We start from the raw sequence: 20,903 nt of genomic DNA, 5'->3' as shown, positions 1-20,903 counted from the left end.
CCCCACTTCCAGGTCTGCTTCGAGCTCACCGGGGCAGCCTTGTGGGCGAAATGGCCCGATATGAGCCACTTTCGGGTTTCTTGCCCAACTTGACCGGCCGACGACCGCTCCGCGCGGAGGTCCTAGCGGCGGCTGGGCAGCGGAAGGAACCCGAAGTCCCGGGTGTGATCGCTGGCGCCCGGCCGCGGAGACCGCCCCGGCCCCCGATCTCTCGGTCCTGCCGGGCCGCATCGACCTCGCGAGCATCACCGGGCCCACGGCGCAGGCCGGGTGCGGACAGCAAACGGCGGCGGTCCCGAGGGGGAGCCGCCGCTGTGCGGAGGGGTTCTGGGCGAGGGATGCGGCGCCGTCTGAGCTACTTCCCGGCGTGCCGGCGGCGCTGAACGACCCCGACGCTGACCGCCGTCATCCGCGCGTTGCGGCGCCCGTGCGCGATGACGGCCGCGCCGGCGAGCAACAGCGGGATGGCCGCATAGAAGACCTCGGGGAGCAGGTTCCAATCCCCGGTGGCCGAGTTGGGACCATTGCGGGAGGCGAGGTTGAGAGTGTCGACCCCGGCCCGCGACCCAAGGTCGGTCAAGGGCGCGGCCAGGCCCAGACCGTCCTTGGATACCGCCGCGGATACCGCCGCGGGCGCCGACTTCTCGGTGCCGAGCACCTGGGCCGCGCGGATCGCCGCGGCCTGCTCGATCTGGCGCTGGGTCCGCGCCTCCAGCACGCCCCTCGCGACCTCCTGGCTGGCCACCGGGCTCGCCGTGGTGAGCCGGCTGTCGGTCACCGGAGCACCCGCGATCGCCGAGGCCGGCGTGGAACGGCCGTTGCTCGCGCGGGCGGCCTCGTCGTCCGACGGGACGTCGGAGACCGGCCGGGCCTTCTCGATGTCGGACGCGTCGGGCTGGCGCCAGTTCTGCTCACCGTCGGAGGGCACGTCGGAGGCCGGCTCGGTCGTGCTCGGCTCGGTGCCGGCCGCCTCCGGCGCCGTGTCGATGCTGACCTCGAGGTCCAGAGCGTCGGTGACCGGCGCCAGCGGCAACTGGTCGGTGCTGAGCTCGACATTCGGCAGCGGGACGCCCAAGTCGGGGACGGCCACGGTCTGGCCTCCGAGGTCGACGCTGACGATCGGCGGGGTGTCCGCGGCGTCGTCGGCGAAGGTTGCTGCCGGCATTGCCATCGCGGTCCCGGTCAGAACGGAGGCGCACGCCGCCACGATCGCCGCCCGCTTGGCCCGGCTGTACCGGCGGCGCGGGAGCGATCCGTATCCCGAACTCATGTGGCCCAGCCTTTGCAATCGGTCCGATTCCGCGGACGCCGGGGCCTATACCCCCCGTCCCCCGTCCTGCCGCCTCAGCGACAGGCCTCGGCAAGACCATAACCGGGCAAAGAATCTAAATCAAAGGTTGATTCCCTGAACGGAAGAGGCCACACCCCGACACGCCCACCCGGATCTGGCCTCAAGGTGAGGGTCAGATGCGGACGAACCCTGGCGAACCGGGCGGAATCGGGGGATCAGCGAACCCGAGCGTCCGACGGATTTCCTGGGCGGCGCTCAGCTCTGCTGAGCCATGTCGATGAACCGCGAATAATGGCCCTGGAAGGCGACGGTCACCGTGTGCGTGGGCCCGTTGCGGTGCTTGGCCACGATCAGGTCCGCCTCGCCGGCCCGCGGGGACTCCTTCTCGTAGAAGTCCTCGCGGTGAAGCAGGATCACGATGTCGGCGTCCTGCTCCAGGGAGTTGTGGACGGCTACCCCGTCGGCGATGAAGTTGTGGGTCCCGAGCACGGTGGCGTCGTAAACCTCCTCGACCCCGTCCGGCTCGATCGCGACGACCGCGTCCCAGAAGACGTCGTTGGTCGCCTCCAGCTCGAGCTCGTCCGACTCCAGCACCGCGGCGACTCGGCCGAGTCGCTCGCGGCTGGGCGAGTGCTTCCACATCGTCGGCCCGCAGAACTGGGAACCCATCGCGGCCGCGAACTCGCGATGCGTCATCCCTTGCTCGGCGAGAAGCGTCCGGACCTTGCCCCAGACCTCCCGCGGAACCGTGTCGACGTTGGTGTTCGGCTGGGTGGTCGCGAGGGCGTGCAGCAGCACCTCGGCCTTCGCCCCGCGCGCTCCGTGCACGCCGATTCGGGACAGGAACACCTTCTGATCGGCGGCCCCGGAGATGTCCAGGGTGTACTGCGGACGGTGGCCACTGGTGGGGATCGTCGTGCGCAGCCGAGTCGCCAGACCGAACCGGAGCAGCAGGCGACTGACGTCATCCACCAGGCGCTTGCTGGTCGAGCCGTAGAACACCCGCCCCGATCGGCCGGTTTTGTGAAGCGTTATACAACCGTCCGTGGCCCACAGGTGGTGCAGGAACAGGGCGATCTGGCGCTTCGGCAGGCTGAAGACCTCTTCCGGAACGAACTTCTCGTGCGACCGGGCCGCCGGGTAGTCGTCACGGATCGCGGTGATGCCGAAGTGCTTGGCCGCCTCAGTCACCGCGGCCAGGTTCGCCTCGTCGATGCTCGCGTAGCGAATCGGCTGACGGCGGACGAACGAGCCGTCGCCCGTGAGGTGCGCCAGCATGATGACCCGCTCGTCGGCCCACTGGGCCTCCTGCTCCGGCGCCGGGACGTGGCGCGGGACGGCGACGCGGGAGCCGGGGCCGAGGTCGCCGAGCGCCTGCCAGCCGTCATAGGTGAGGAACGGGTGGTTCGCCGTCGCGCGCACGGTCTTGCCCGATGCGAGCTGCAGCTTGCACACCGGCTTGGTTCCCGTGCTGAACACGTGGGTCAGGTGCCGGCGCACGTAACGCAGCGAGTCGTCCAACGCCCAGACCGGCACGTCGCGCGCTCCGGTGGCGTAAAGCTCGCCCATCGTCGTCTCGGCCCCGGTGTCGGCCCGCAGCACCCGGGTGGAGGCCGGCAGGCAGCCCGATTCGCGAAGGTCGGAGAGCATCGGCTTCTTGTCGGTGCGCTGCTCGGGACCACGGTTGAGCTGGGAGATCGCGACCACCGGGACCTCGAGCTCCTTGGCCATCAGCTTCAGCGACCGGGAGAACTCCGAGACCTCCTGCTGGCGCGACTCGACCTTCTTGCCCGAGGTCATCAGCTGCAGGTAGTCGATGACGATCAGGCGCAGGTCGTGGCGCTGCTTGAGCCGGCGGGCCTTGGCCCGGATCTCCATCATCGTCAGGTTCGGGGAGTCGTCGATGTAGAGCGGCGCGTTGGAGACCTCGCCCATCCGGCGGGCCAGCCGGGTCCAGTCCTCGTCGGTCAGCGTGCCGGAGCGAATCTTGTGCAGCGCCACCTGCGCCTCGGCCGAGAGCAGGCGCATGGTGATCTCGTTGCGGCCCATTTCGAGGGAGAAGACCACCGCAGCCTGGTTGTGCTTGATCGCGCAGGAACGCAGGAAGTCCAGCGACACCGTCGAGTTGTGGGTCGGGATCATGTTCCGGCCGGCCAGGTACAGCGAGTCGGCGGCGTCCACCTGGACGCAGCGCACCGGCACGCTCGGGATCGCCCGCACGTCGGAAATGAACCGGCAGGTGGCCCGCCCCGTCGTCTTCGCTCGCGTATAGCGCTCCTTGTGGGTGCGGTGCTTACGCTCCAACCGGAAGACGCGGTCGGTGGTGGTGAAGGTGATCGTGTAGGCGGTCGAGGTCTCCTCGCGCGCACCCTTGACCCGCCTGGTGCTGATGCCGGCGCGGTAGCCCAGGCTGCAGATCAGCTCGTAGGTGTCGCGAGCCAAGGTGGCGCTGATCGAGGTGAACTGCGGTGACCCTGTGTTGTTGACCGTCCCGTCCGTGTCCATCAGCCCGGCCAGGAGGTCCCGGCGCTGGGCCTCTGACCCCCGCAGGTAGGGCATCGGGATGTGCTTGTTCTTGATGACGCCGAGCGTGCGCAGCCGAGCCTGCACCGTCCCGTCGACCGCAAAGCATGCTGAGCACAGCCCCCGATGGGTCCCGCGCAACCGCTTCCCACAGCGGCACAGGGCGAACTCGACCGACTCGCGCCGCGTCGCACGGCCGCCACAGGATTGCCCGCAGGTGCGGACCTCCGGCAGCCGCGGCAAGAAGGACCGGCCGCAGACTTCACAGTCTCGCGGCTGCACGGGCTCTGGCCCGGGCAGGTGAAGTCCGTAGAGGTACGGGTGCCCTGCGCTGGCAGTGACCTCCAGCCCTTCGGCCTCGAGGTGCATGACGATTTCGGGGTCCGCAGTGGTGAATCGCGCGGCCTCGCTGTGCCCATCCCCGAGCCAGGCCCCCAGCACGTACGGCGGGAGCAGCAAGTCCGCCTTGGGCAGGGACAGCGTGGCTGCGTTGCGGACGCTGTGGTTCAGCCGCCGTTCGGCCGTCTCGCACCGAATCGTCCGCGCGATCTCGGCGGTGGTCCGGACCGCTGCACTCTCGAAGCCCCGCCGGGACGCCCGGGTGTCAGTGAACCACTGGTGCTCGGCGTCGGCGACGATCGTGCTCCCATCGTCGAACTCGACCTCGAAACAAGGCCGGCCGGTCATGACCTCGGTCGCGGCGACGACGCGGATCGGGCGACCGTCGGAGCCGAGCAGCTCGTCCCCGACCTGGACCTCGCCCATCGTGGTCCAGCCGGTGGGGGTCGCCAGCGGGGTGCCGAGCGCCAGCGCCTTTCCGATGGCCGGACGAGCGGCGACGATGATCATCTGGCCGGGGTGGAAGCCGTTGGTCAGCTGGTCGAGTTCGGTGAACCCGGTGGGCACGCCGATCATCTGGCCGCCGCGGTTACCGATCGACTCGATCTCGTCGAGCGTGCCTTCCATGATCTCCGAGAGCGGCAGGTAGTCCTCGCTCGCCCGGCGCTCGGTGACCTGGTAGATCTCGGCCTGGGCGGAGTCAACGATCGCGTCGACCTCGCCGTCGCCGGAGTACCCCATCTGCGTGATCCGGGTGCCGGCCTCGACCAGGCGGCGCAGGATCGCGCGCTCGGCCACGATGTGGGCGTAGTAGCCGGCGTTGGCCGCGGTCGGGACCGAGGACAGCAGGGTGTGCAGGTAGGGCGCCCCGCCGGCCCGGGCGATCTCGCCGCGCTTGGTCAGCTCGGCCGAGACCGTGATCGCGTCGACCGGCTCGCCGCGCCCGTAGAGGTCGAGCACCGCGTCGAAGATCAGCTGGTGCGCCGGCTTGTAGAAATCGTCCCCGCGCAGCGCCTCGATGACGTCGGCGATCGCGTCCTTGCTCAGCATCATGCCGCCGAGCACGCACTGCTCCGCGGCCAGATCCTGCGGCGGCGTGCGTTCGAACTCCGAGTGCGGCGGAGGTGGAAGTTCCACAACGCTCATCGGTCGCCTCCCCCATCCCCGCTTCGGTCAGCGGGCCCGGTGATCTTGGTACCGGGCCCCGCTGACAGTTCGTGCTCCCCGCCGCTCCGGTGGCACCGGACCCCCGGAAGGGCCCCACTGGAATCGACAATGCGCGAACCTAGGCCCGCTCACAGGGACCGCCAAGCGGCGTCGTTCACACCCTTTGTCCACCTGCGGTGGATAAGTCATGATCACCTGGGATCTCGTCGTCCACAGCTGGGGACACAGCTGTGGACAGAAATTCGCGGGTTGCCCCGACACCACCGATGACCTGCGCGAATGCGTTCCTCACGGATGTGGACGTGAGAAAAACGGGCGGTGAAGTAATTCCGAGATCGACACGCCGGACACCCCGTCCGGGTGTCCACCATGTGAGCAGATCTGACGGGACAACAGGTTTCGGCGCCCAGGAACAAGCCGAGGCCCGCGGCCCCAGGGAGGGGGACGCGGGCCTCGGTGTGCCGCTGTGTGTGTCGGTCTGAGCCTCAGGCTCGTACGACGTTGAGCCCGACGGTGGCGGACACCTCGGGGTGCAGCCGGACCGTGGCGCTGTGGGCGCCGGTGGTCTTGATCGGGCTGGGGATCTCGACGCGGCGCTTGTCCACGTCCGGGCCGCCGGCGGCCGTCACGGCCGCGACGATCTCGGCCGCGGTGATGGCGCCGAACAGCCGGCCGGAGTCCCCGGCGCGAGCCTTCAGGGCGACCTTGAGGCCCTCGAGCTTGGCCTTGACCACCTTGGCCTGGTCGAGGTCCGCGATCTCGCGGCTCTCCCGGGCCCGGCGGATCGAGGTGACCTGCTTCTCGCCGCCACGGGTCCAGCGCAGGGCCAGCCCGCGCGGGACAAGGAAGTTACGGCCGTAGCCGTCCTTGACCTCGACGATGTCGCCCGGGGCACCGAGCCCCGAGACTTCCTGGGTGAGGATCAGCTTCATCTGTCAGACCCCCTAGCGCGCCGTGCTCGTGTACGGCAGCAGCGCCATCTCGCGGCTGTTCTTCACCGCGGTGGCGATGTCGCGCTGGTGCTGGGTGCAGTTGCCGGTCACCCGACGGGCGCGGATCTTGCCGCGGTCGGAGATGAAGCGGCGAAGCAGCGACGTGTCCTTGTAGTCGACGTAGCTGACCTTCTCCTTGCAGAACATGCAGACTTTCTTCTTCGGCTTACGCAGTGGTGGCTTCGCCATCGTGGTGCTCTCCTTAAGAGCCCCGCCGGAGCGGGAATGGACGTCTTCGGACTGGATGCCGGACGGTGTCCGGACTTAGAAGGGCGGCTCGTCGTTCGCGCCGCCGCCGGCGCCACCGTTGTCCCAACCGCCGCCACGGTCGGCGCGGGCGCCGGCCGGGGTTGCACTGGCCCACGGGTCGTCGGACTGGCCGCGACCTCCGCCGCCGCCGCCTCCACCGCCTCCGCCGCCGCCGCCACGCGGGGTGCGGTTCACCTTCGCGGTGGCGAAGCTCAGGCTCGGGCCGACGTCGTCGACCTCGACCTCGAACACGGTGCGCTTCTCGCCCTCACGGGTTTCGTAGGACCGCTGCTTGAGCCGGCCGGTGACGATGACCTTCATGCCCTTGGTCAGCGACTCCGCGACGTTCTCCGCCGCCTGCCGCCAGACGTTGCAGGTCAGGAAGAGCGCCTCGCCGTCCTTCCACTCGTTGGACTGCCGGTCGAACGTCCGGGGTGTGGACGCGATCCGGAAGTTGGCGACCGCAGCCCCGCTCGGGGTGAAGCGCAGCTCCGGGTCGTCGACGAGGTTGCCGACCAACGTGATGACGGTGTCGCCTGCCATGGCTCGATCCGATCTCCGTATCGGGAGGGTGGGGTTGGTGCGGTGGAGCAGGTGCTCCGAGGAGCCTTAACGCTTCTCGGGGCGGATGACCTTGGTGCGCAGCACGGCCTCGTTGAGGTTGAGCTGGCGGTCGAGCTCCTTGACCACGGCAGGTTCCGCGGCGAGCTCGATGACGGCGTAGAAGCCGTCGGCCTTCTTCTTGATCTCGTACTGCAGGCGTCGCTTGCCCCACAGGTCGACCTTGTCGACGGTGCCGCCGCCGCTGCGCACGACCGTGAGGAACTGGTCGAGCGACGGGGCGATGGTGCGCTCGTCGAGATCGGGGTCGAGGATGACCATCAGTTCGTACTTACGCATAGCTGGTACTACCTCCTCTGGACTCAGGCGGTCACGGTCTCTCCGTGACAGGAGGGCTATCGCGTGGTCGCCGAACCCGGAGGGCTCAGCGACCGGGGTACAGACTAGCCGGGGCGTCCGACAACTCCCGAATCCGTCCACAGGCCGGACGCAGAGGGCTGTCAGACGCCCGGCATAGGCTCGCCGCATGCTCGCCATCGGTGCCCACGTCGACCAGGCCGATCCGATCGCGGAGGCCGCGGCCCGTTCCGCGGAGGTCGTGCAGATCTTCCTCGGCGACCCGCAGGACTGGAAGCCGCCGACGATCGCGTACGCGGGTGGCGCGGACGCCCTCCAGGCGGCGGTCGAGGCGGCCGGCATCGCGCTGTACGTGCACGCGCCGTACCTGGTGAACGTCGCCAGCTCGAACAACCGGATCCGGATGCCCAGCCGCAAGATCCTCCAGCAGCAGATCGACGCAGCGGCCTCCATCGGCGCCCGCGGCCTGATCGTGCACGGCGGGCACGTGCTCGCCAAGGAGGACCCGAGCATCGGGATCGAGAACTGGCGCAAGACCTTCGAGCGCATGGAGATGCGCCTGCCGATCCTGATCGAGAACACCGCCGGCGGGGACAACGCGATGGCCCGCAAGCTGGACGCGCTGGCCCGCCTCTGGGACGCGGTCGGCGAGTTCGGCGCCGGGTTCTGCCTGGACACCTGCCACGCCCACGCCGGCGGGGAGGAGCTCTCCAGCGTGGTGGACCGGGTCAAGGCCATCACCGGCCGGATCGACCTGGTCCACGCCAACGACAGCCGCGACGAGTTCGACTCCGGCCGGGACCGGCACGAGAACTTCGGCAAGGGGAACATCGACCCGGACGAGCTGGTGTCCGTCATCGCCGGCGCCGGCGCCCCGGTGGTGTGCGAGACCCCGGGCGACGCCGCAGGTCAGGGCGCGGACATCTCCTGGCTGCGGGAGCGACTGCCGGCCTGAGCCACCAGCACCCGGAGGCCGCCGGCCAGGCCCTGCGCACCGGCGGGCGCCCGGGTGCTCCGCCACAACCGGCTCGCGCCGATCACCGCGGCGCCGAGCAAAAGTACATTGCGCACCGTCACCAGCAGCACCGCGCCGCGCTCGGCGTTCAGCAGCTCGTCGAACCAGTACGGGTACTCGACGCAGCTCAGCGCGGTCGCGATCAGCACCAGCACCACCGGCAGACGCATCACCGAGCCGCCGCGCGGGCCGAAGTGCAGCGCGCAGACCGCGCCGAGGCCGACCATCCACACCATGTACTGCGGGCTGATCACCCGGCTGGTCACCACGAACAGCAGCACGCCGACAAGCGCCGCGTCGGCTGTGGTCGCGTCGTGCCAGGTCCGCGCGGTCAGGCGCCAGAACACCAGCCAGCCGAAGGCCAACGCGCTGGCGATCAGGCACAGCTTGGCGGCGAGGTTCACGTGCGGGCCGAGGTACTCCATCGAGCCGTAGTTCAACGCGACGTAGCCGTCCCAGCCGTGGTGCGAGGCGACGTGGAACGGCAACGCAGCGATCGACTCGACCTCGACGCCGCGCCCGCCCTGCGCGTTCAGGAACGACAGCGCGTGGGGCATGCCCGCCCAGAAACCGAACAGGATCAGCGTCCCGGTCACGACCGCGGCCCCCCAGGCCTCCCGCCAGCGCCGGCCGGGGCCCACGCACAGCAACAGCAGGACCGGCCAGATCTTGAGCATCGCCCCGAACGCCAGCAACCCGCCGCCGCCCCAGAGCCGTCGGCGGGCGCCGGTCAGGTCGAGCTCGGGACGGGCGTCGGCGCGCACCAGCAACACCAGGGCGCACACCGCGACGCCGGTGACGATCAGGTCGTAACGGCCATAGGCGATCGGGCCGCCGAGGGCGACCCCGAGCGTCCACACCCAGGCGGCCCAGGGCTGCGTGCGGGCCCAGGCCCAGCGCTCCGTGGTCGCCTCCGCCGGTGCCGGCGCAGCGCCGGACTCGACCAACCGTCGCCGCGCCGCGACGAGCAGCACCACGAAGGTGAGGACGTCGACCGCGAAGGAGATCCAGTAGAAGGAGGTCGAGTAGGAGAACGGCAGCAGGCCCGGGGCGAGGATCACCAGCGCCGCGGCCGGCGGGTACTGCCACATCACGTCGTGATCGGGGAAGGACCCGGTGGAGAGCACGTCGTACCAGCGGCTGTAGATCTCGCGGACGTCGTTGGTGACCGAGGGCAGCACGAACTCGCGCTCACGCACCGTGAACAGCAACAGGACTGTTCGGGTGACGACGAACAGCGCGCCGACGGCCAGGAAAGGGGCCACGGAACGCAAGGCCGGCCGCGCGGCCGGCCTGGAGGACCTGATGTGCACCCCGATGCCATCTCATGTCGGTCGCGGTCAGTTATCGCGATCGTATCGAGGACGTGGTGCGCCAGTGGTCGATAACGTGGTTCTGCCGATCTTGTTACCCCCCGCGACGCACGCGGTTGCCCGCAGGAGTGTTCTTCCCCCATGTCGTTGACGGTCCGGACGATCACGGCCGACGAGCATCTCGCCTTCGTCGCCTCCCGCGGCTCCGCAAGCTTCCTGCAGGTCCCCTCCTGGGGGCAGGTGAAGAAGGAGTGGCGCAGCGAGTCGATCGGCTGGTGCGACCCCGACGGCAAGGTCGTCGGGGCGGGGCTCGTTCTCTACCGCCAGATCCCCAAGGTCAAGCGGTACCTGGCCTACCTGCCCGAAGGGCCGGTCCTGGCCTGGGAGAACGTCATCGACGCGGCGTCGCTGAAGGCGCTGCTCGACCCGATGGTCGCCCACCTCAAGGCCGAGGGCGCCTTCGGTGTTCGGATGGGCCCGCTGGTGGCCACCCGGCGCTGGGGCTCGGAGACCATCAAGGCCGCGGTCAAGGACGGCCAGGCCACCAAACTGCAGGCGCTGACCCCCGACGCGGTCGACCCGGCGGCCCAGAAGGTCGCCGACCTGATGCGCGCCGCGGGCTGGATCCCGCCGTCGGCCGCCGCCGGATTCGCCGCCGGACAGCCGCAGTACGTCTTCCAGGTTCCGCTGGGTGGGCGATCGCTGGAGGAACTGCTCGCCGGGTTCAACCAGCAGTGGCGGCGCAACATCAAGAAGGCGGAGAAGGCCGGCGTCGAGGTCACCGTCGGCACCGAGGCCGACCTCGCGGACTTCCACGCGCTGTACACGCACACCGCCGAACGCGATCACTTCACCCCGCGGCCGCTGAGCTACTTCCAGACCATGATGCGGGCGCTGGCCGGCGAGGACCCGGACCGGTTCCGGCTGTTCCTGGCCAATCACGAAGGCGAACTGCTCGCCTCGACGATCTGGATCCGGGTCGGCGGGCACGCCTGGTACTCCTACGGCGCCTCGGCCAGTCACAAGCGTGAGCTGCAGCCGTCCAATGCGATCCAGTGGCGGATGATCACCGAGGCCCACGCCGCCGGCGCCACCGTCTACGACCTGCGCGGGATCACCGACACCCTGGACCCGGCCGACGCGCACTTCGGGTTGATCCAGTTCAAGCTCGGGACCGGCGGCGAGGCCGTGGAGTACCTGGGCGAGTGGGACCTGCCGATCAACGGGCTGCTCTTCAAGGCCTTTCAGCTGTACCTGGCGAAGCGCTGATGCTGCGCCTGGAGATCGACCGCGCCCGCTGGGACGCCCATCTGGCCAAGATCAACGCGGAGATCCCCGGCCTGGTCCCGGTGGCCAAGGGCAACGGCTACGGCCTGGGTATCGACCGCTTGGTCGACGAGGCGATCAAGCTCGGCGTGGACACCCTCGCCGTCGGGACCTTCGCCGAGGCCCGACGCCTGCCGGAGCGGGCCGAGGAGTTCTCCAAGGTCGTCGTCCTGACCCCGCACCTGCCCGGCGACCCCACCGAGGGTCTGCCGATCGCGCTGTTCGGTCGGGTCGTGCACACCGTCGCGACCGCCGAGGCCGCCGCCGACCTGCCCGGCAAGCGGGTGATCGTCGAGTGCCGGACCTCGTTGCGTCGGCACGGGATCGGCGCCGACGATCTCGGCACGCTGGCGGCGGCGCTGGCCGACGTGCACCTGGAGGGCTTCGCCCTGCACCTGCCGATGGTCCGCCCGCGCGGCGCGCACCCGGTGGCCGAGGTGGCGACCTGGGTCGAGCGACTCAAGGCGGCCGGCCTGCCGACCGCCACGATCTACGTGAGCCACCTGTCCGGCCCCGAGGTCAGCGGGCTGGGCAAGCAGTTCCCGGACACGACCTTCCGCGCCCGGGTGGGCACCAAGCTCTGGCTCGGCGACCGCGGCGCGCTGGCCCCGAAGGCCCGGGTGCTCGACGTCGAGCAACTCGCCCGGGGCGACCGGTACGGCTACCGGCAGCGCAAGGCCCCCCGCGACGGCCACCTGGTGGTGGTCGCCGGCGGGACCGCGCACGGCGTCGGCCTGGCCGCGCCGAAGCCGGTGGCGGGCGCGATGACCCGGGCCAAGGTCGCGGCCGAAGGCACGTTGGCGACGTTCAACCGCACGCTCAGCCCCTTCAGCTGGGCCGGCAAGCAGCGCTGGTTCGCCGAGCCGCCGCACATGCAGGTCTCGCTGCTCTGGCTCCCCGGCGGCGTCGAACCGCCCGCCGTCGGGGACTACCTCGACGTGGAGACCCGCATGACCACGACGACCTTCGACGAGGTCGTCGAGGTCTAGCCCGGGCCCCCGGCGGTCGCCCGCCCAGCGGCCACCGGCCGCGGCGTGTCGTTTCACGAAAGCGCAGTAGTTCAGGTCGTATCGACCGTCTGAGCCTGCGGATGTGCGCTTTCGCTGGACGACACGCCGGGGGCCGAGCCGAGCGTGCGTGCGTCTGGTCGGTTTCAGCTGGCGAAGGCGCAGGTCACGTAGACCTGGATCGTGCGGTTCTTGGTGGCCACGTTGGTCACGCGGACGATCCAGCCCTTGGCGTCCGGGGTCGGGCCGGAGCCGTTGAGGACCAGATCCGACGTGCCGTTCATGCCGCCGCCGAGCGCGTAGCGGCCGTCCTTGCACTTCACCGTGTAGGTCGCCGCGGTGCGGGCCTTGGCCTTGGTCTGCGTGGCGACCATGCGGTAGCCCGCCACGCCGTTCTTGCCCGCCGGGCCCTGGGCACCGACGGTGCCGGCCACGCCCGCGACGCCCTGGGTGCCGGCCGCACCGGCGGCACCGGCGGCGCCGGTCACGCCGACCGGACCCTGCTGGTTCCAGCTGACGGCTTCGCCGGTGCCCAGCGAGAGTGGGCCCATGCCGGTACAGGTCGGAGCAGTGCCGGTGGTGACGCGGGAGATCTCGCCGTCGAACAGGCAGCCCTTGAACACGGTCGCGGGCTCGGGGTCCACCGCCATCGCGACGGTCGGCACGGTGATCGCCACGGCCACGACGGGCAGGGCGACGATGGCGAGCGAGCGGGCCTTCGGGCGGGCGATGCGGATCATGCGAGAACTCCCCCACGCGCGGCTGGTGACCGTCGATCACCGCGAAGAGCCGCGCCTTCGCATGCATAGTCGGGCTCCCACCCCCTGCTCTTGATGAGCCGATCGTCCGGACCCGGATCGGACATTCGGGTGATTCTCGGACGACTCGCCCGGCGACCCGGCCCCGTTGACCTGCCCCACGAGGCAGGGCTACCGTCTGGCCCGTACGCGTACGGTACGCGTACGGAGGCGAGGTGATCCGATGCCGCCCGCCACTGCGCGCGCCACCGAGCGGCTCACGCTCGAGGCGATCGTGGACGCGGCCGAGGAGCTGGTCGCCGCCGAGGGCTTCGAGGGCCTGAGCATGCGCAAGCTGGCCCGGCACTGCGGCGTCGGCGCGATGACGCTCTACGGCTACGTCCCCACCAAGGACGACCTGCTGGGCGCGCTGGCCGACCGTCTCCTCGCCGACCTCGACCTGCCCGGCCCGGCCGACGGGGACTGGGCCTACCGGGTGGCGGCGGTGTTCCACTCGGTGCGCCGGGCCTTCCTGGCCCACCCGGAGCTGGTGCCCATCGTGGCCGCGCACCGGGTCGACGGGCTGTCGGCCTACCGGGGTGCGGAGATCATCTTCGGCGCGCTACGCGAGATCGGGCTGGACGACGGCCAGATCATCAGCGCCTTCAGCACGCTCACCTCCTACACGGTCGGGGCGGCGCAACGCGAGATCGGGTTGTCGGGTCGGGCCGCAACCGGCCGGGCGACCCTGCCGGGCATCAGCGCACTGCCGGGCGAGAAGTTCAGCCACGTCATCGGGCTGGCCGGGCGCTTGGCCACCCGGGACTTCGATGCCGAGTTCAGCTCCGGCCTGGACCTCCTGATCACGGGACTGCGCGGATGGGTGGAGAACACGTGAGCAGTGCTGTCAACAGACCGGGCATGGCGAACCCGCTGCACTGGGTGGCCACCGACCCCGGCGTGCTCTGGTCACCGGGCAACGTCTCCGAAGCGATCCCCGGGGTGTCCACCGCGCTGAACTGGTCGTTCATCGATGACGCCATCGAACTCGCTGCGCGCCAGGCCTTCGCCGCGATGGGCGTGCTGACCCCGGGCGAGGTCACTCTCAACGACCGCGCCGAAGACCGCTTCATGGTCGCCTTCTACGGCCGGACCGTGGCCAACATCGAGGCGATGCGCACCATCGGCGACCGGATGCCGGGCACCTCGGCCAACGCGGTCGAGGCGCAGCTGTTCGGCGTGGTCCGCCCGGACGCGGTCAACCACTCGACGCTGTCCCGGGTGCCGGCAATTGCCCTCCGGATGCCGCGCACCGCGACGCGGCTCAAGCGGGACTCCCTCGCGCTGCGCGCGGAGATCGTCGCGTGGTGGCGGGACGCGGTGCTCTCCCCGCCGGACTCGCTGCCGGCCGCGACCGCGCTGCTGGCCGAGGCCCGCCGCCGCTACACCCGCGCGTTCTCCCTCGGCGTGCTGAGCTCGATGCTCTCCCAGGCCCTCTACGACCAGGTCGTGCTGCTGGTCCAGGGCGCCGACCGGCCGGGCCCGCAGCACCGTCTGGTCACTGGCTACGAGGGCATGCTCGAGACCGGACTGGTCACGGACCTGTGGGATCTGGCCCATGACCGGCTCGACCGGGCCACCTTCCTGCTCCGGCACGGGTTCCACGGTCCGGACGAGGGCCAGATGGACAGCCGGGTCTGGCGCGAGGACACCGCGCCTCTGGAATCCCAGCTGCGCCGGTTCGCCGCCCTCGGCCCGGAGGCGCACCCGGCCCGGGCCGAGGCCCGGCAGATCGCGGTCCGCGAGGCGGCGGAGGCCGAGCTGCTCGGCGCGGTCGGGCGGCTCAAGGCGCCCGGGGCGAAGCTGGTGCTGAAGATCGCCCGGACCCTGGTACCGCTGCGCGAGATCGGGAAGGCCAACTACACCCAGTGCCTGGACGGGGCCCGCCTCGCCGCCCGCGTGATCGGGCGAGAACTGGTCGCCTCCGGTCGGCTCGACAACCCCGAGGACGTGTTCGGCCTGACCTACGGCGAGCTCACCGCAGCCCGGCTACCCGACGACCTGCGCAGCCTCGCCGCCGAGCGGACCGCGATCCGGGCGGACTACCTGACCACCGACCTGGCCGACAAGTGGACCGGGGCGCCGCAGCGGATCCCGCTGGCCACCGCGGACAGGGCCGATAGCTGGGCGGCGAGCGACCAACCGATCACCGGCGAGGGCGTCGGCGGCGGGACCGTCACCGGCCGCGCCCGGGTCGTCCTCGATCCGGCCACCGAGGACCTCGAGCCCGGGGAGATCCTCGTGTGCCGCTCCACCGACCCGGGCTGGACCTCGCTGTTCCACCTCGCCGGCGGGGTCGCCGTCGACATGGGCGGCACCATGAGCCACGCCGCGATCATCGCCCGCGAACTGGGCATCCCGTGCCTGACCTGCACGGTGGACGGGACCCGCCGGGTGCGTACCGGCGACCTTGTCCGCCTGGACGGGGACGCCGGAAGCTTGGCCATTCTCGAACGACAAGGCCTTGAACAGCAGGAGCAGTAGATGAAGGTTCTGGTCACCGGTGCGACCGGCGTCTACGGGCGCAGCGTCGTCGAACGTCTGGTCCGCGCGGGCCACGAGGTCGTAGCCGTCGCGCGGCGCCCACCGAAGGCGCTGCCGCCGGGCGTGCGCTTCGCCGCCGCGGACGTGCAGGACCGGGACGCGCTCACCGCCGCGATGGCCGGTTGCGAGGTGGTCTGCCACCTCGCGTTCGTTGTCACTCCGATCAAGGACCGCGAGCTCTCCCGACAGATCAGCGTCGGCGGCACCGCGAACGTCTGCGAGGCGATGAAGCGCACCGGAGCGCGGCGTCTGGTGTTCGCTTCCTCCGCGATGAGCTACGGCGCCAACCCGGACAACCCGCCACTGTTCATCGAGGCGCACGAGCAGCGCCCCGCGGCCGACTACGTCTACGGCACCGACAAGAAGGCTGCGGAGCAGATCATCCTCGACTCCGGGGTGGAGGCCGTGCTGGCCCGGACCGGGGTGACCGTCGGCCGCAACATCGACAACCTGCTGCTCGACGTCTTCGCCGCGCCCGCGATCATCGGGATCAAGGGCGTGGACATCCGCTACCAGCTGGTCCACCAGGACGACATCGGGCGCTTCTTCGCCACCGCCTGCGAGTCCGGCCCGCCCGGCCCGGTGAACGTCGCGCCGGCCGACTTCCTGCCGCTGCGCACGATCGCCCAGATTCTCGGCAAGCGCTACGTGGAGACCAGCGCGAAGAGAGCGCTCAAGGCCATCGAGTTCGCCTGGAGGCACGACCTGGCCGACATCACCCCGGGTGAGGCAGCCGGCATCTCCTACCTGCCGCGGATGGACACCACCCGGCTGCGCGAGGAGTGGGGTTTCGAGTGCGCGTGGAGCACCGCCGACGGGGTGGTCGACCTGCGGCGCGCGGTCACCGGCATCACGGCCGTGGCCAAGAGGCGGGTCGAGGTGCCGTGGCGGCTGCGCTTCCCGACCCAACGCCCGGGTGACGTCGTCTCCGACGCTGCGGCCGGCCGGCCCGGCCTCGGCGCCGCGGGCGGGCAACTCGATTCCGACATCCCGCTGAAGTACCCGACCGTGCGGGCATTCGCCGGCCCAGCTCCCCTGCCCGCGCTGACCCTCACCACGCACCTGTATGTGCTGCGCGCGGCTGCGACCGGGATGCTCGACACCTTCGGCGGGGCGCCCGGGGTCCGGCACGAACTCGGCGGAGCCGGCGCCGCCGCGGTCGGGCACCGGCTCTACGTGAACGACGACGTCGCCTACGCGGTGGAGCATTCCGGTGGCCGACGCCGGGTCGTCGGGCAGGCCTACGGTCGCGAGGTTGAGCGGGTCGCGGGCTGGGCCGCGGAGACCCTGGAACGCGCGACCGATCCGACGGGTCTCTCCGACGTCCGGCTCGACGCCATGCTCGGGCTGGTACTCGACGATCTGGCCTGGTTCTGGGCGATCGCGGCTACCGGCGCAGCGTTGGAAGGCGACGAGCTCGGCGACCTGGCCGCGCTGCTCACCGCTTTCCCTGATGGGTCGTCACCTTTCACGGCCACCGCGGAGTCCGGGCGCGACGACGGCGGGCACTCCCGGGCGCGACTGCGCGCCGAGCGAGTGGTGCGGGCGCTGACGCAAGCGCTGGCCCGACTCATCCGCGAACGGGCCGACCGGCTCGTGATGGCCGGCGCGATCAAGGACGCCGACGACGTCGCCCACCTGACCTGGGACGAACTGCTCGCCCCGCCGCACGACCTGGCTGTCGTCATCGGGGCCCGCCGCGCCGAGCACCAACGGCTGGCTGCCCTCACCCTGCCGGCGACCGTCTCGGTCACCGGCCCGACCAGCGCCGTCGCAACCGGAGGTACCCGATGAGCACGCTGTCCCCCCAGGCCCTCGTGCCCGACGCCGGACTGGCCCCCGAGGCGGAGGACATCAGCCTGTACGTCCGCGGTGGGCGGCTGCGCAGCTCCGCCGAGGTGGTGCCGGACGCGGTCGAGGCCGAACGGATCGGCATTTCCCGGCTCTGGCTCTCCGAGCGCTACGACCTCAAGGAAGCCGGCGTTCTGCTCGGCGGGATGGCGGCCCGCACCACCCGGCTCAAGCTGGGCACGGCCGCCTTGTTCCCCGGCTCGCGCAACGTGTTGCTCACCGCCGCGCTGGGTTCGACCATGCATTCCGCGTTCGGACCGCGGTTCACCCTCGGCCTGGGCCGCAGCATGAGCGCGTACATCCAGAACGCGAACCTGACCGAGATCTCCTACGCCGCGCTCGCCGACTACCCGGACCTGTTGCGCCGGATCTGGCGCGGCGAGGACATCGACTACGACGGGCCGGTCGGCAGCTTCCGGGGCCTGCACATGGCCGACACTTACCCGGGGCCGGCGCCGGAGATCTATTCGGTGAACCTCGGCGGCCCGAGGGCGTCCCGCGTCACGGCCACGGCCGGATTCGACGGGGTGTACCTGCAGCCGTTCATGACCGCCGAGGCGGTGGACAACACCAAGATCTACCTGCAGAAGGCGTGCGAGGAGATCGGCCGCGACCCGGCGTCGATTCGGATCGTCGTGCCGATGATCAGCGCCCCCGAACTCGACGACGAGCGGGCACGCGCCTACATGCACGCCCGGATGGTCACCTACCTCGGACAGCCCGGCCTGGCCGAGGCCTACGAGCGGATCAACCGCTGGGACGCCAAGCTCGCCGACCCGGTCCGCAATCATCCGATGTTGGCCCACGACCCGGACCGGGTCGACCACAACTTCCACCGCGACCAGCTGATGGAGGTCGCCAACCTCGTGCCGGACGAGTGGATGTACTCGACCTCGCTGGCCGGCTCGCTGGACGACTGCGTGGCGAAGATGGCCGCGTACAAGGCCGCGGGGGCGGACGAGATCTGCTTCTACGGCAGTACCGCTGCGGAGAACGCGAGCCTGGTTGCCGCCTGGCGCGACCGCTAGGAGGGCATGCAAACGGTGGCCGGCCCCCGAGGGCCGGCCACCGCCTACGTGATGGAGCGTCAGGCAGAGGCGCAAGTCACGAACGGTTCGGGCCATTGCCAGTGATCACGCGGGATTGACACCCACAGTTTCTGACTAACCGTCAGCTCATGTGATCGGGAGCTGACCCGGATAGCCGTCGACGATTCCGCCCGAATCATCCAGACTGGGCCGGTGACCGACCCCGTCAGCCGACCGCGCCGACGCGCCCGGCTGTTGGCGCGCCTGCTCGGCGGGCTGCTCGCGGCGGTGTTGCTGGGCCTGATCGGATGGTCGGGATGGTTCCGGGTCACCTACGGCTCGTTCCCGGGGATGGACGTCGGCGACCGGATCAGCTGGTGCGGGCACGACTTCCACGCCTCGGTCAGCGACCTGACCGCGGCGGAGGCCAACGACGATCCGGACCATCCATTGGTACCCGCGTTCAAGTACCCGCCGGTGTGGCCCAAGGCCACCTTCCACGCCGCGATGCGCCCGGCATCCGAACTCACCGCCCGGCCGGACCTGCCGTGCGCCGACGAGTTGTACGTGCGGACCGGCCCGGACCGCTATACCCGATATCTTCCAGCGTCGACGTGAACAACGTCGCGCGTGGGGTCAGTCGACGGCTTCGCAGATGACGACCGGGATGTCACGGTCGCTGCGCTGCTGGTAGCCGGCGTAGCCGGAGTAGACCTTCACGATCTGCGGCCACAGTTCGGCCTTCTCCGCCGGCGCCGCCGTGCGGGCGCGCATCTTGCGCGTCTCGCCGGCCAGGGTGATCTCGACGTCGGGGTTCGCAGCCAGGTTCTTGTACCAGTCCGGGTGTTCGTCGTGACCGCCCTTGGAAGCGACGACGATGACCCGGCGGTCGTCGAAGATCGGCGTCGTCAGGAGGGTCGAGCGACGTTGACCGGACTTGCGCCCGATTGTGTGGAGCTCGAGCGTCTCCATCCCGCCGAGCCGCTTCGGGAAGCGCCCGCCGGTCAGGGTCAACAGCGTCCGGTGCCCGGTCTCGAGCACCCAGGCGCCGACGCCGGCCACCACATTGTTCTGCTTCGACATGCGCCGAGCCTAAGCGCCGCCGGACGATACCCACCCACCGTCGCGGGCAGCGCCCAGCAGGAAACGTGCTCGGCGGCCGCGCGGGCGAGGAGGGAAGTCACGTCGAGGTCGACGAGGCGGCCTGCCCGCCTCACCGCACGCAGGTGCCGGTGGGTGTCGATCAGACCGGGCAGGACAATCCGGTCGCGGGCATCGATCACCTCGACATCGGACAGGACGCCGGCCACGTCGTCGAGTCGGCCGACCGCGGAGATAAGGTCGCCGTCGATCAGCAGATCACCGCGGGACCGCACAGAGCCGGGGACCATCGTGACGAGCCATCCGCCCTGGAGCAGGGTCATCGTCATGATCGTCCCCCAGATCTCTCGCTACATCCGTGCTCGCACTGACGACAGTCCTCGACCGTCAGCGGCGGTCCGCGAGGAACAGGTAACGGTTGAGGCTGAAGAACCCGTCGGCGCCGAGGGAGCGCAGATCGGCGGCCCACGCCTGCACCTCGTCGGCGTCGACGCCGTCCCGGCCCGGCACGAACGCCTCCACCAGGCCGACGAGCCCCGCGGCGAAGGACCGTTCATCCCATCCGACCGTGAGCAGTGGGAGGACGCGAACCTCCGGCGCGCCGAAGCCGGCGTCCCGGAGAAATCGGGGCAGTCGACGCGGCAGAGCGGGGTCGACGAGGTGGGCGTCCCACGCCGTAAGAATCCGTCGCATCCGGGCCGGATCCGCGCTGTGCCAGACCAGCGAGTCCCAGTCGGTGTCGAGGACGAAGATCCGGCCGTCGGGGCTCAGCACCCGTCGCGCCTCGGCGAGCGCAGCCGGGACCTCGGCGACATACTCATAGACCTGAGTGACCGTCAGAACGTTCACCGACGCATCGGCCAGGGGCAGCGCCGTTGCCTCGCCGGATCGATGCTCGATCGGCGCCGCCCCCGCCGGCACCTCGCGGGCCTGCGCAAGTGCCCGCATCGCTTCGCTGGGTTCCACAGCCACAACGAGCCCGTCGGGTCCCACCTCCGCGGCCATCTCTACGGTGAGAAACCCGGGCCCGGCCCCCACGTCGACGACGCGCTCGCCTTTCCGCAGCCCACCATGTCCAGCGATGCCCGGCGCTGCGCGATTAGCTCGGGGCTCAGGTATGCCGCCTCAAGCCGCCGGGAGGTGGTCTCGTCGAAGCCCATCGGGTCGGTCATGCCCGGACGGTAGCTGCCGTAGGTAGCTCAGTTCTCCCGGACCATGACCACCAGAAGGTTGTCCCGGCCGCGGCCGAGTCGGTCCGTGGCCGTACCGACAACCTGCCAGCCCATGGCGGCGTAGGCGGCGATAGCCTCGCCGACCTTGTCGGGATCGAAGCGGTCGCCGAAGAACTTGTCCTTGTGGCTCAGCACTTTGTAACTCACGGGCGGCCCGGCCAAGCTCGGCCCGAGGACCCACGCGGGTTCGGCCGCGGCGGACGACGGCAG

At 70.5% G+C, this 20,903-nt stretch carries 21 protein-coding genes; 9 read left to right on the top strand and 12 right to left on the bottom strand.

All coding sequences use genetic code 11. From position 1 onward, the window contains the following. Nucleotides 1-355: 355 nt before the first annotated feature. From H0X00_RS08445 to rpsF, 6 genes are all read right to left on the bottom strand, one after another. A complete protein-coding gene (locus H0X00_RS08445; protein ID WP_293769003.1) occupies nucleotides 356-1,270 on the bottom strand; it encodes a hypothetical protein in 915 nt (304 codons plus the stop codon). Between the two features lie 276 nt (nucleotides 1,271-1,546). Then, on the bottom strand, nucleotides 1,547-5,299 hold the full coding sequence (gene dnaB, locus H0X00_RS08440) for a replicative DNA helicase (RefSeq protein ID WP_293769001.1): 3,753 nt from the start codon (nucleotides 5,297-5,299) through the stop codon (nucleotides 1,547-1,549). A 506-nt stretch (nucleotides 5,300-5,805) separates the two neighbouring features. Beyond that, nucleotides 5,806-6,252 carry a 50S ribosomal protein L9 gene (gene rplI, locus H0X00_RS08435; protein ID WP_293768999.1) on the bottom strand — a complete coding sequence of 149 codons (447 nt, stop codon included), beginning with the start codon at nucleotides 6,250-6,252 and terminating at the stop codon, nucleotides 5,806-5,808. 12 nt (nucleotides 6,253-6,264) lie between these two features. Then, entirely contained in the window at nucleotides 6,265-6,501 is a 237-nt protein-coding gene (gene rpsR / locus H0X00_RS08430; protein ID WP_293768997.1) for a 30S ribosomal protein S18, read from the bottom strand. Between the two features lie 75 nt (nucleotides 6,502-6,576). After that, nucleotides 6,577-7,104 (bottom strand): single-stranded DNA-binding protein, encoded by a 528-nt coding sequence (locus H0X00_RS08425; protein ID WP_293768995.1) that lies wholly within the window; start codon nucleotides 7,102-7,104, stop codon nucleotides 6,577-6,579. A 66-nt stretch (nucleotides 7,105-7,170) separates the two neighbouring features. Further along, a complete protein-coding gene (gene rpsF / locus H0X00_RS08420; RefSeq protein ID WP_293768993.1) occupies nucleotides 7,171-7,461 on the bottom strand; it encodes a 30S ribosomal protein S6 in 291 nt (96 codons plus the stop codon). 187 nt (nucleotides 7,462-7,648) lie between these two features. Between rpsF and H0X00_RS08415 the strand changes: the two genes are divergently transcribed. Next, the gene (locus H0X00_RS08415) at nucleotides 7,649-8,434 is read left to right on the top strand and encodes a deoxyribonuclease IV (RefSeq protein ID WP_293768991.1); all 786 of its coding nucleotides are present in this window, start codon (nucleotides 7,649-7,651) and stop codon (nucleotides 8,432-8,434) included. Here H0X00_RS08415 and H0X00_RS08410 read toward each other — a convergent pair. After that, on the bottom strand, nucleotides 8,389-9,759 hold the full coding sequence (locus tag H0X00_RS08410; protein ID WP_293768989.1) for a glycosyltransferase family 87 protein: 1,371 nt from the start codon (nucleotides 9,757-9,759) through the stop codon (nucleotides 8,389-8,391). The two genes, H0X00_RS08415 and H0X00_RS08410, sit on opposite strands and share 46 nt — an antisense overlap. A 189-nt stretch (nucleotides 9,760-9,948) precedes the next feature. On the opposite strand from H0X00_RS08410, the gene H0X00_RS08405 reads away from it, so the two are divergent. Then, the gene (locus H0X00_RS08405) at nucleotides 9,949-11,076 is read left to right on the top strand and encodes a peptidoglycan bridge formation glycyltransferase FemA/FemB family protein (RefSeq protein WP_293768987.1); all 1,128 of its coding nucleotides are present in this window, start codon (nucleotides 9,949-9,951) and stop codon (nucleotides 11,074-11,076) included. After that, complete coding sequence (locus H0X00_RS08400; protein WP_367186506.1) at nucleotides 11,073-12,122, top strand: alanine racemase; 1,050 nt, start codon at nucleotides 11,073-11,075, stop codon at nucleotides 12,120-12,122. The genes H0X00_RS08405 and H0X00_RS08400 overlap by 4 nt, the downstream gene beginning before the upstream one ends. A 164-nt stretch (nucleotides 12,123-12,286) precedes the next feature. Here the strand turns inward: H0X00_RS08400 and H0X00_RS08395 are convergent, their stop codons facing one another. Next, nucleotides 12,287-12,880 carry a hypothetical protein gene (locus tag H0X00_RS08395; protein ID WP_293768983.1) on the bottom strand — a complete coding sequence of 198 codons (594 nt, stop codon included), beginning with the start codon at nucleotides 12,878-12,880 and terminating at the stop codon, nucleotides 12,287-12,289. A 241-nt stretch (nucleotides 12,881-13,121) separates the two neighbouring features. Here H0X00_RS08395 and H0X00_RS08390 point away from each other — a divergent pair, with 241 nt between their 5' ends. The 5 genes from H0X00_RS08390 to H0X00_RS08370 all read left to right on the top strand — a co-directional run bounded on the left by H0X00_RS08390 (nucleotide 13,122) and on the right by H0X00_RS08370 (nucleotide 18,978). Beyond that, complete coding sequence (locus H0X00_RS08390; protein ID WP_293768981.1) at nucleotides 13,122-13,775, top strand: TetR/AcrR family transcriptional regulator; 654 nt, start codon at nucleotides 13,122-13,124, stop codon at nucleotides 13,773-13,775. After that, nucleotides 13,772-15,421: a PEP-utilizing enzyme gene (locus H0X00_RS08385; RefSeq protein WP_293768979.1), complete on the top strand. Its 1,650-nt coding sequence runs from the start codon at nucleotides 13,772-13,774 to the stop codon at nucleotides 15,419-15,421. The genes H0X00_RS08390 and H0X00_RS08385 overlap by 4 nt, the downstream gene beginning before the upstream one ends. After that, on the top strand, nucleotides 15,422-17,275 hold the full coding sequence (locus tag H0X00_RS08380) for an NAD-dependent epimerase/dehydratase family protein (RefSeq protein ID WP_293768977.1): 1,854 nt from the start codon (nucleotides 15,422-15,424) through the stop codon (nucleotides 17,273-17,275). Beyond that, nucleotides 17,272-18,360 carry a TIGR03857 family LLM class F420-dependent oxidoreductase gene (locus H0X00_RS08375; protein ID WP_293768975.1) on the top strand — a complete coding sequence of 363 codons (1,089 nt, stop codon included), beginning with the start codon at nucleotides 17,272-17,274 and terminating at the stop codon, nucleotides 18,358-18,360. Before H0X00_RS08380 ends, H0X00_RS08375 begins: the two co-directional genes overlap by 4 nt. A gap of 213 nt (nucleotides 18,361-18,573) precedes the next feature. Then, a complete protein-coding gene (locus H0X00_RS08370) occupies nucleotides 18,574-18,978 on the top strand; it encodes a hypothetical protein (protein ID WP_293768973.1) in 405 nt (134 codons plus the stop codon). A gap of 18 nt (nucleotides 18,979-18,996) precedes the next feature. Here H0X00_RS08370 and H0X00_RS08365 read toward each other — a convergent pair whose 3' ends face one another. Next, nucleotides 18,997-19,443, bottom strand: a complete 447-nt coding sequence (locus H0X00_RS08365; RefSeq protein WP_293768971.1) for a nitroreductase family deazaflavin-dependent oxidoreductase — start codon at nucleotides 19,441-19,443, stop codon at nucleotides 18,997-18,999. A 65-nt stretch (nucleotides 19,444-19,508) separates the two neighbouring features. On the opposite strand from H0X00_RS08365, the gene H0X00_RS08360 reads away from it, so the two are divergent. Then, nucleotides 19,509-19,832 carry a hypothetical protein gene (locus H0X00_RS08360; RefSeq protein WP_293768969.1) on the top strand — a complete coding sequence of 108 codons (324 nt, stop codon included), beginning with the start codon at nucleotides 19,509-19,511 and terminating at the stop codon, nucleotides 19,830-19,832. Between the two features lie 16 nt (nucleotides 19,833-19,848). Here H0X00_RS08360 and H0X00_RS08355 read toward each other — a convergent pair whose 3' ends face one another. The 3 genes from H0X00_RS08355 to H0X00_RS08345 form a co-directional block, all read right to left on the bottom strand. After that, entirely contained in the window at nucleotides 19,849-20,499 is a 651-nt protein-coding gene (locus H0X00_RS08355) for a methyltransferase domain-containing protein (protein ID WP_367186505.1), read from the bottom strand. Further along, nucleotides 20,469-20,633 (bottom strand): hypothetical protein, encoded by a 165-nt coding sequence (locus H0X00_RS08350; RefSeq protein WP_293768965.1) that lies wholly within the window; start codon nucleotides 20,631-20,633, stop codon nucleotides 20,469-20,471. The genes H0X00_RS08355 and H0X00_RS08350 overlap by 31 nt, the downstream gene beginning before the upstream one ends. A gap of 27 nt (nucleotides 20,634-20,660) precedes the next feature. Further along, nucleotides 20,661-20,903, bottom strand: a 243-nt coding sequence (locus H0X00_RS08345; protein WP_293768963.1) for a DUF4177 domain-containing protein, incomplete at its 5' end; no start/stop codon positions are given.

The sequence above is a fragment of the Sporichthya sp. genome, from assembly GCF_013815995.1.
Lineage (GTDB): Bacteria > Actinomycetota > Actinomycetes > Sporichthyales > Sporichthyaceae > Sporichthya.
This window is presented reverse-complemented; position numbering and strand designations above follow the sequence as displayed.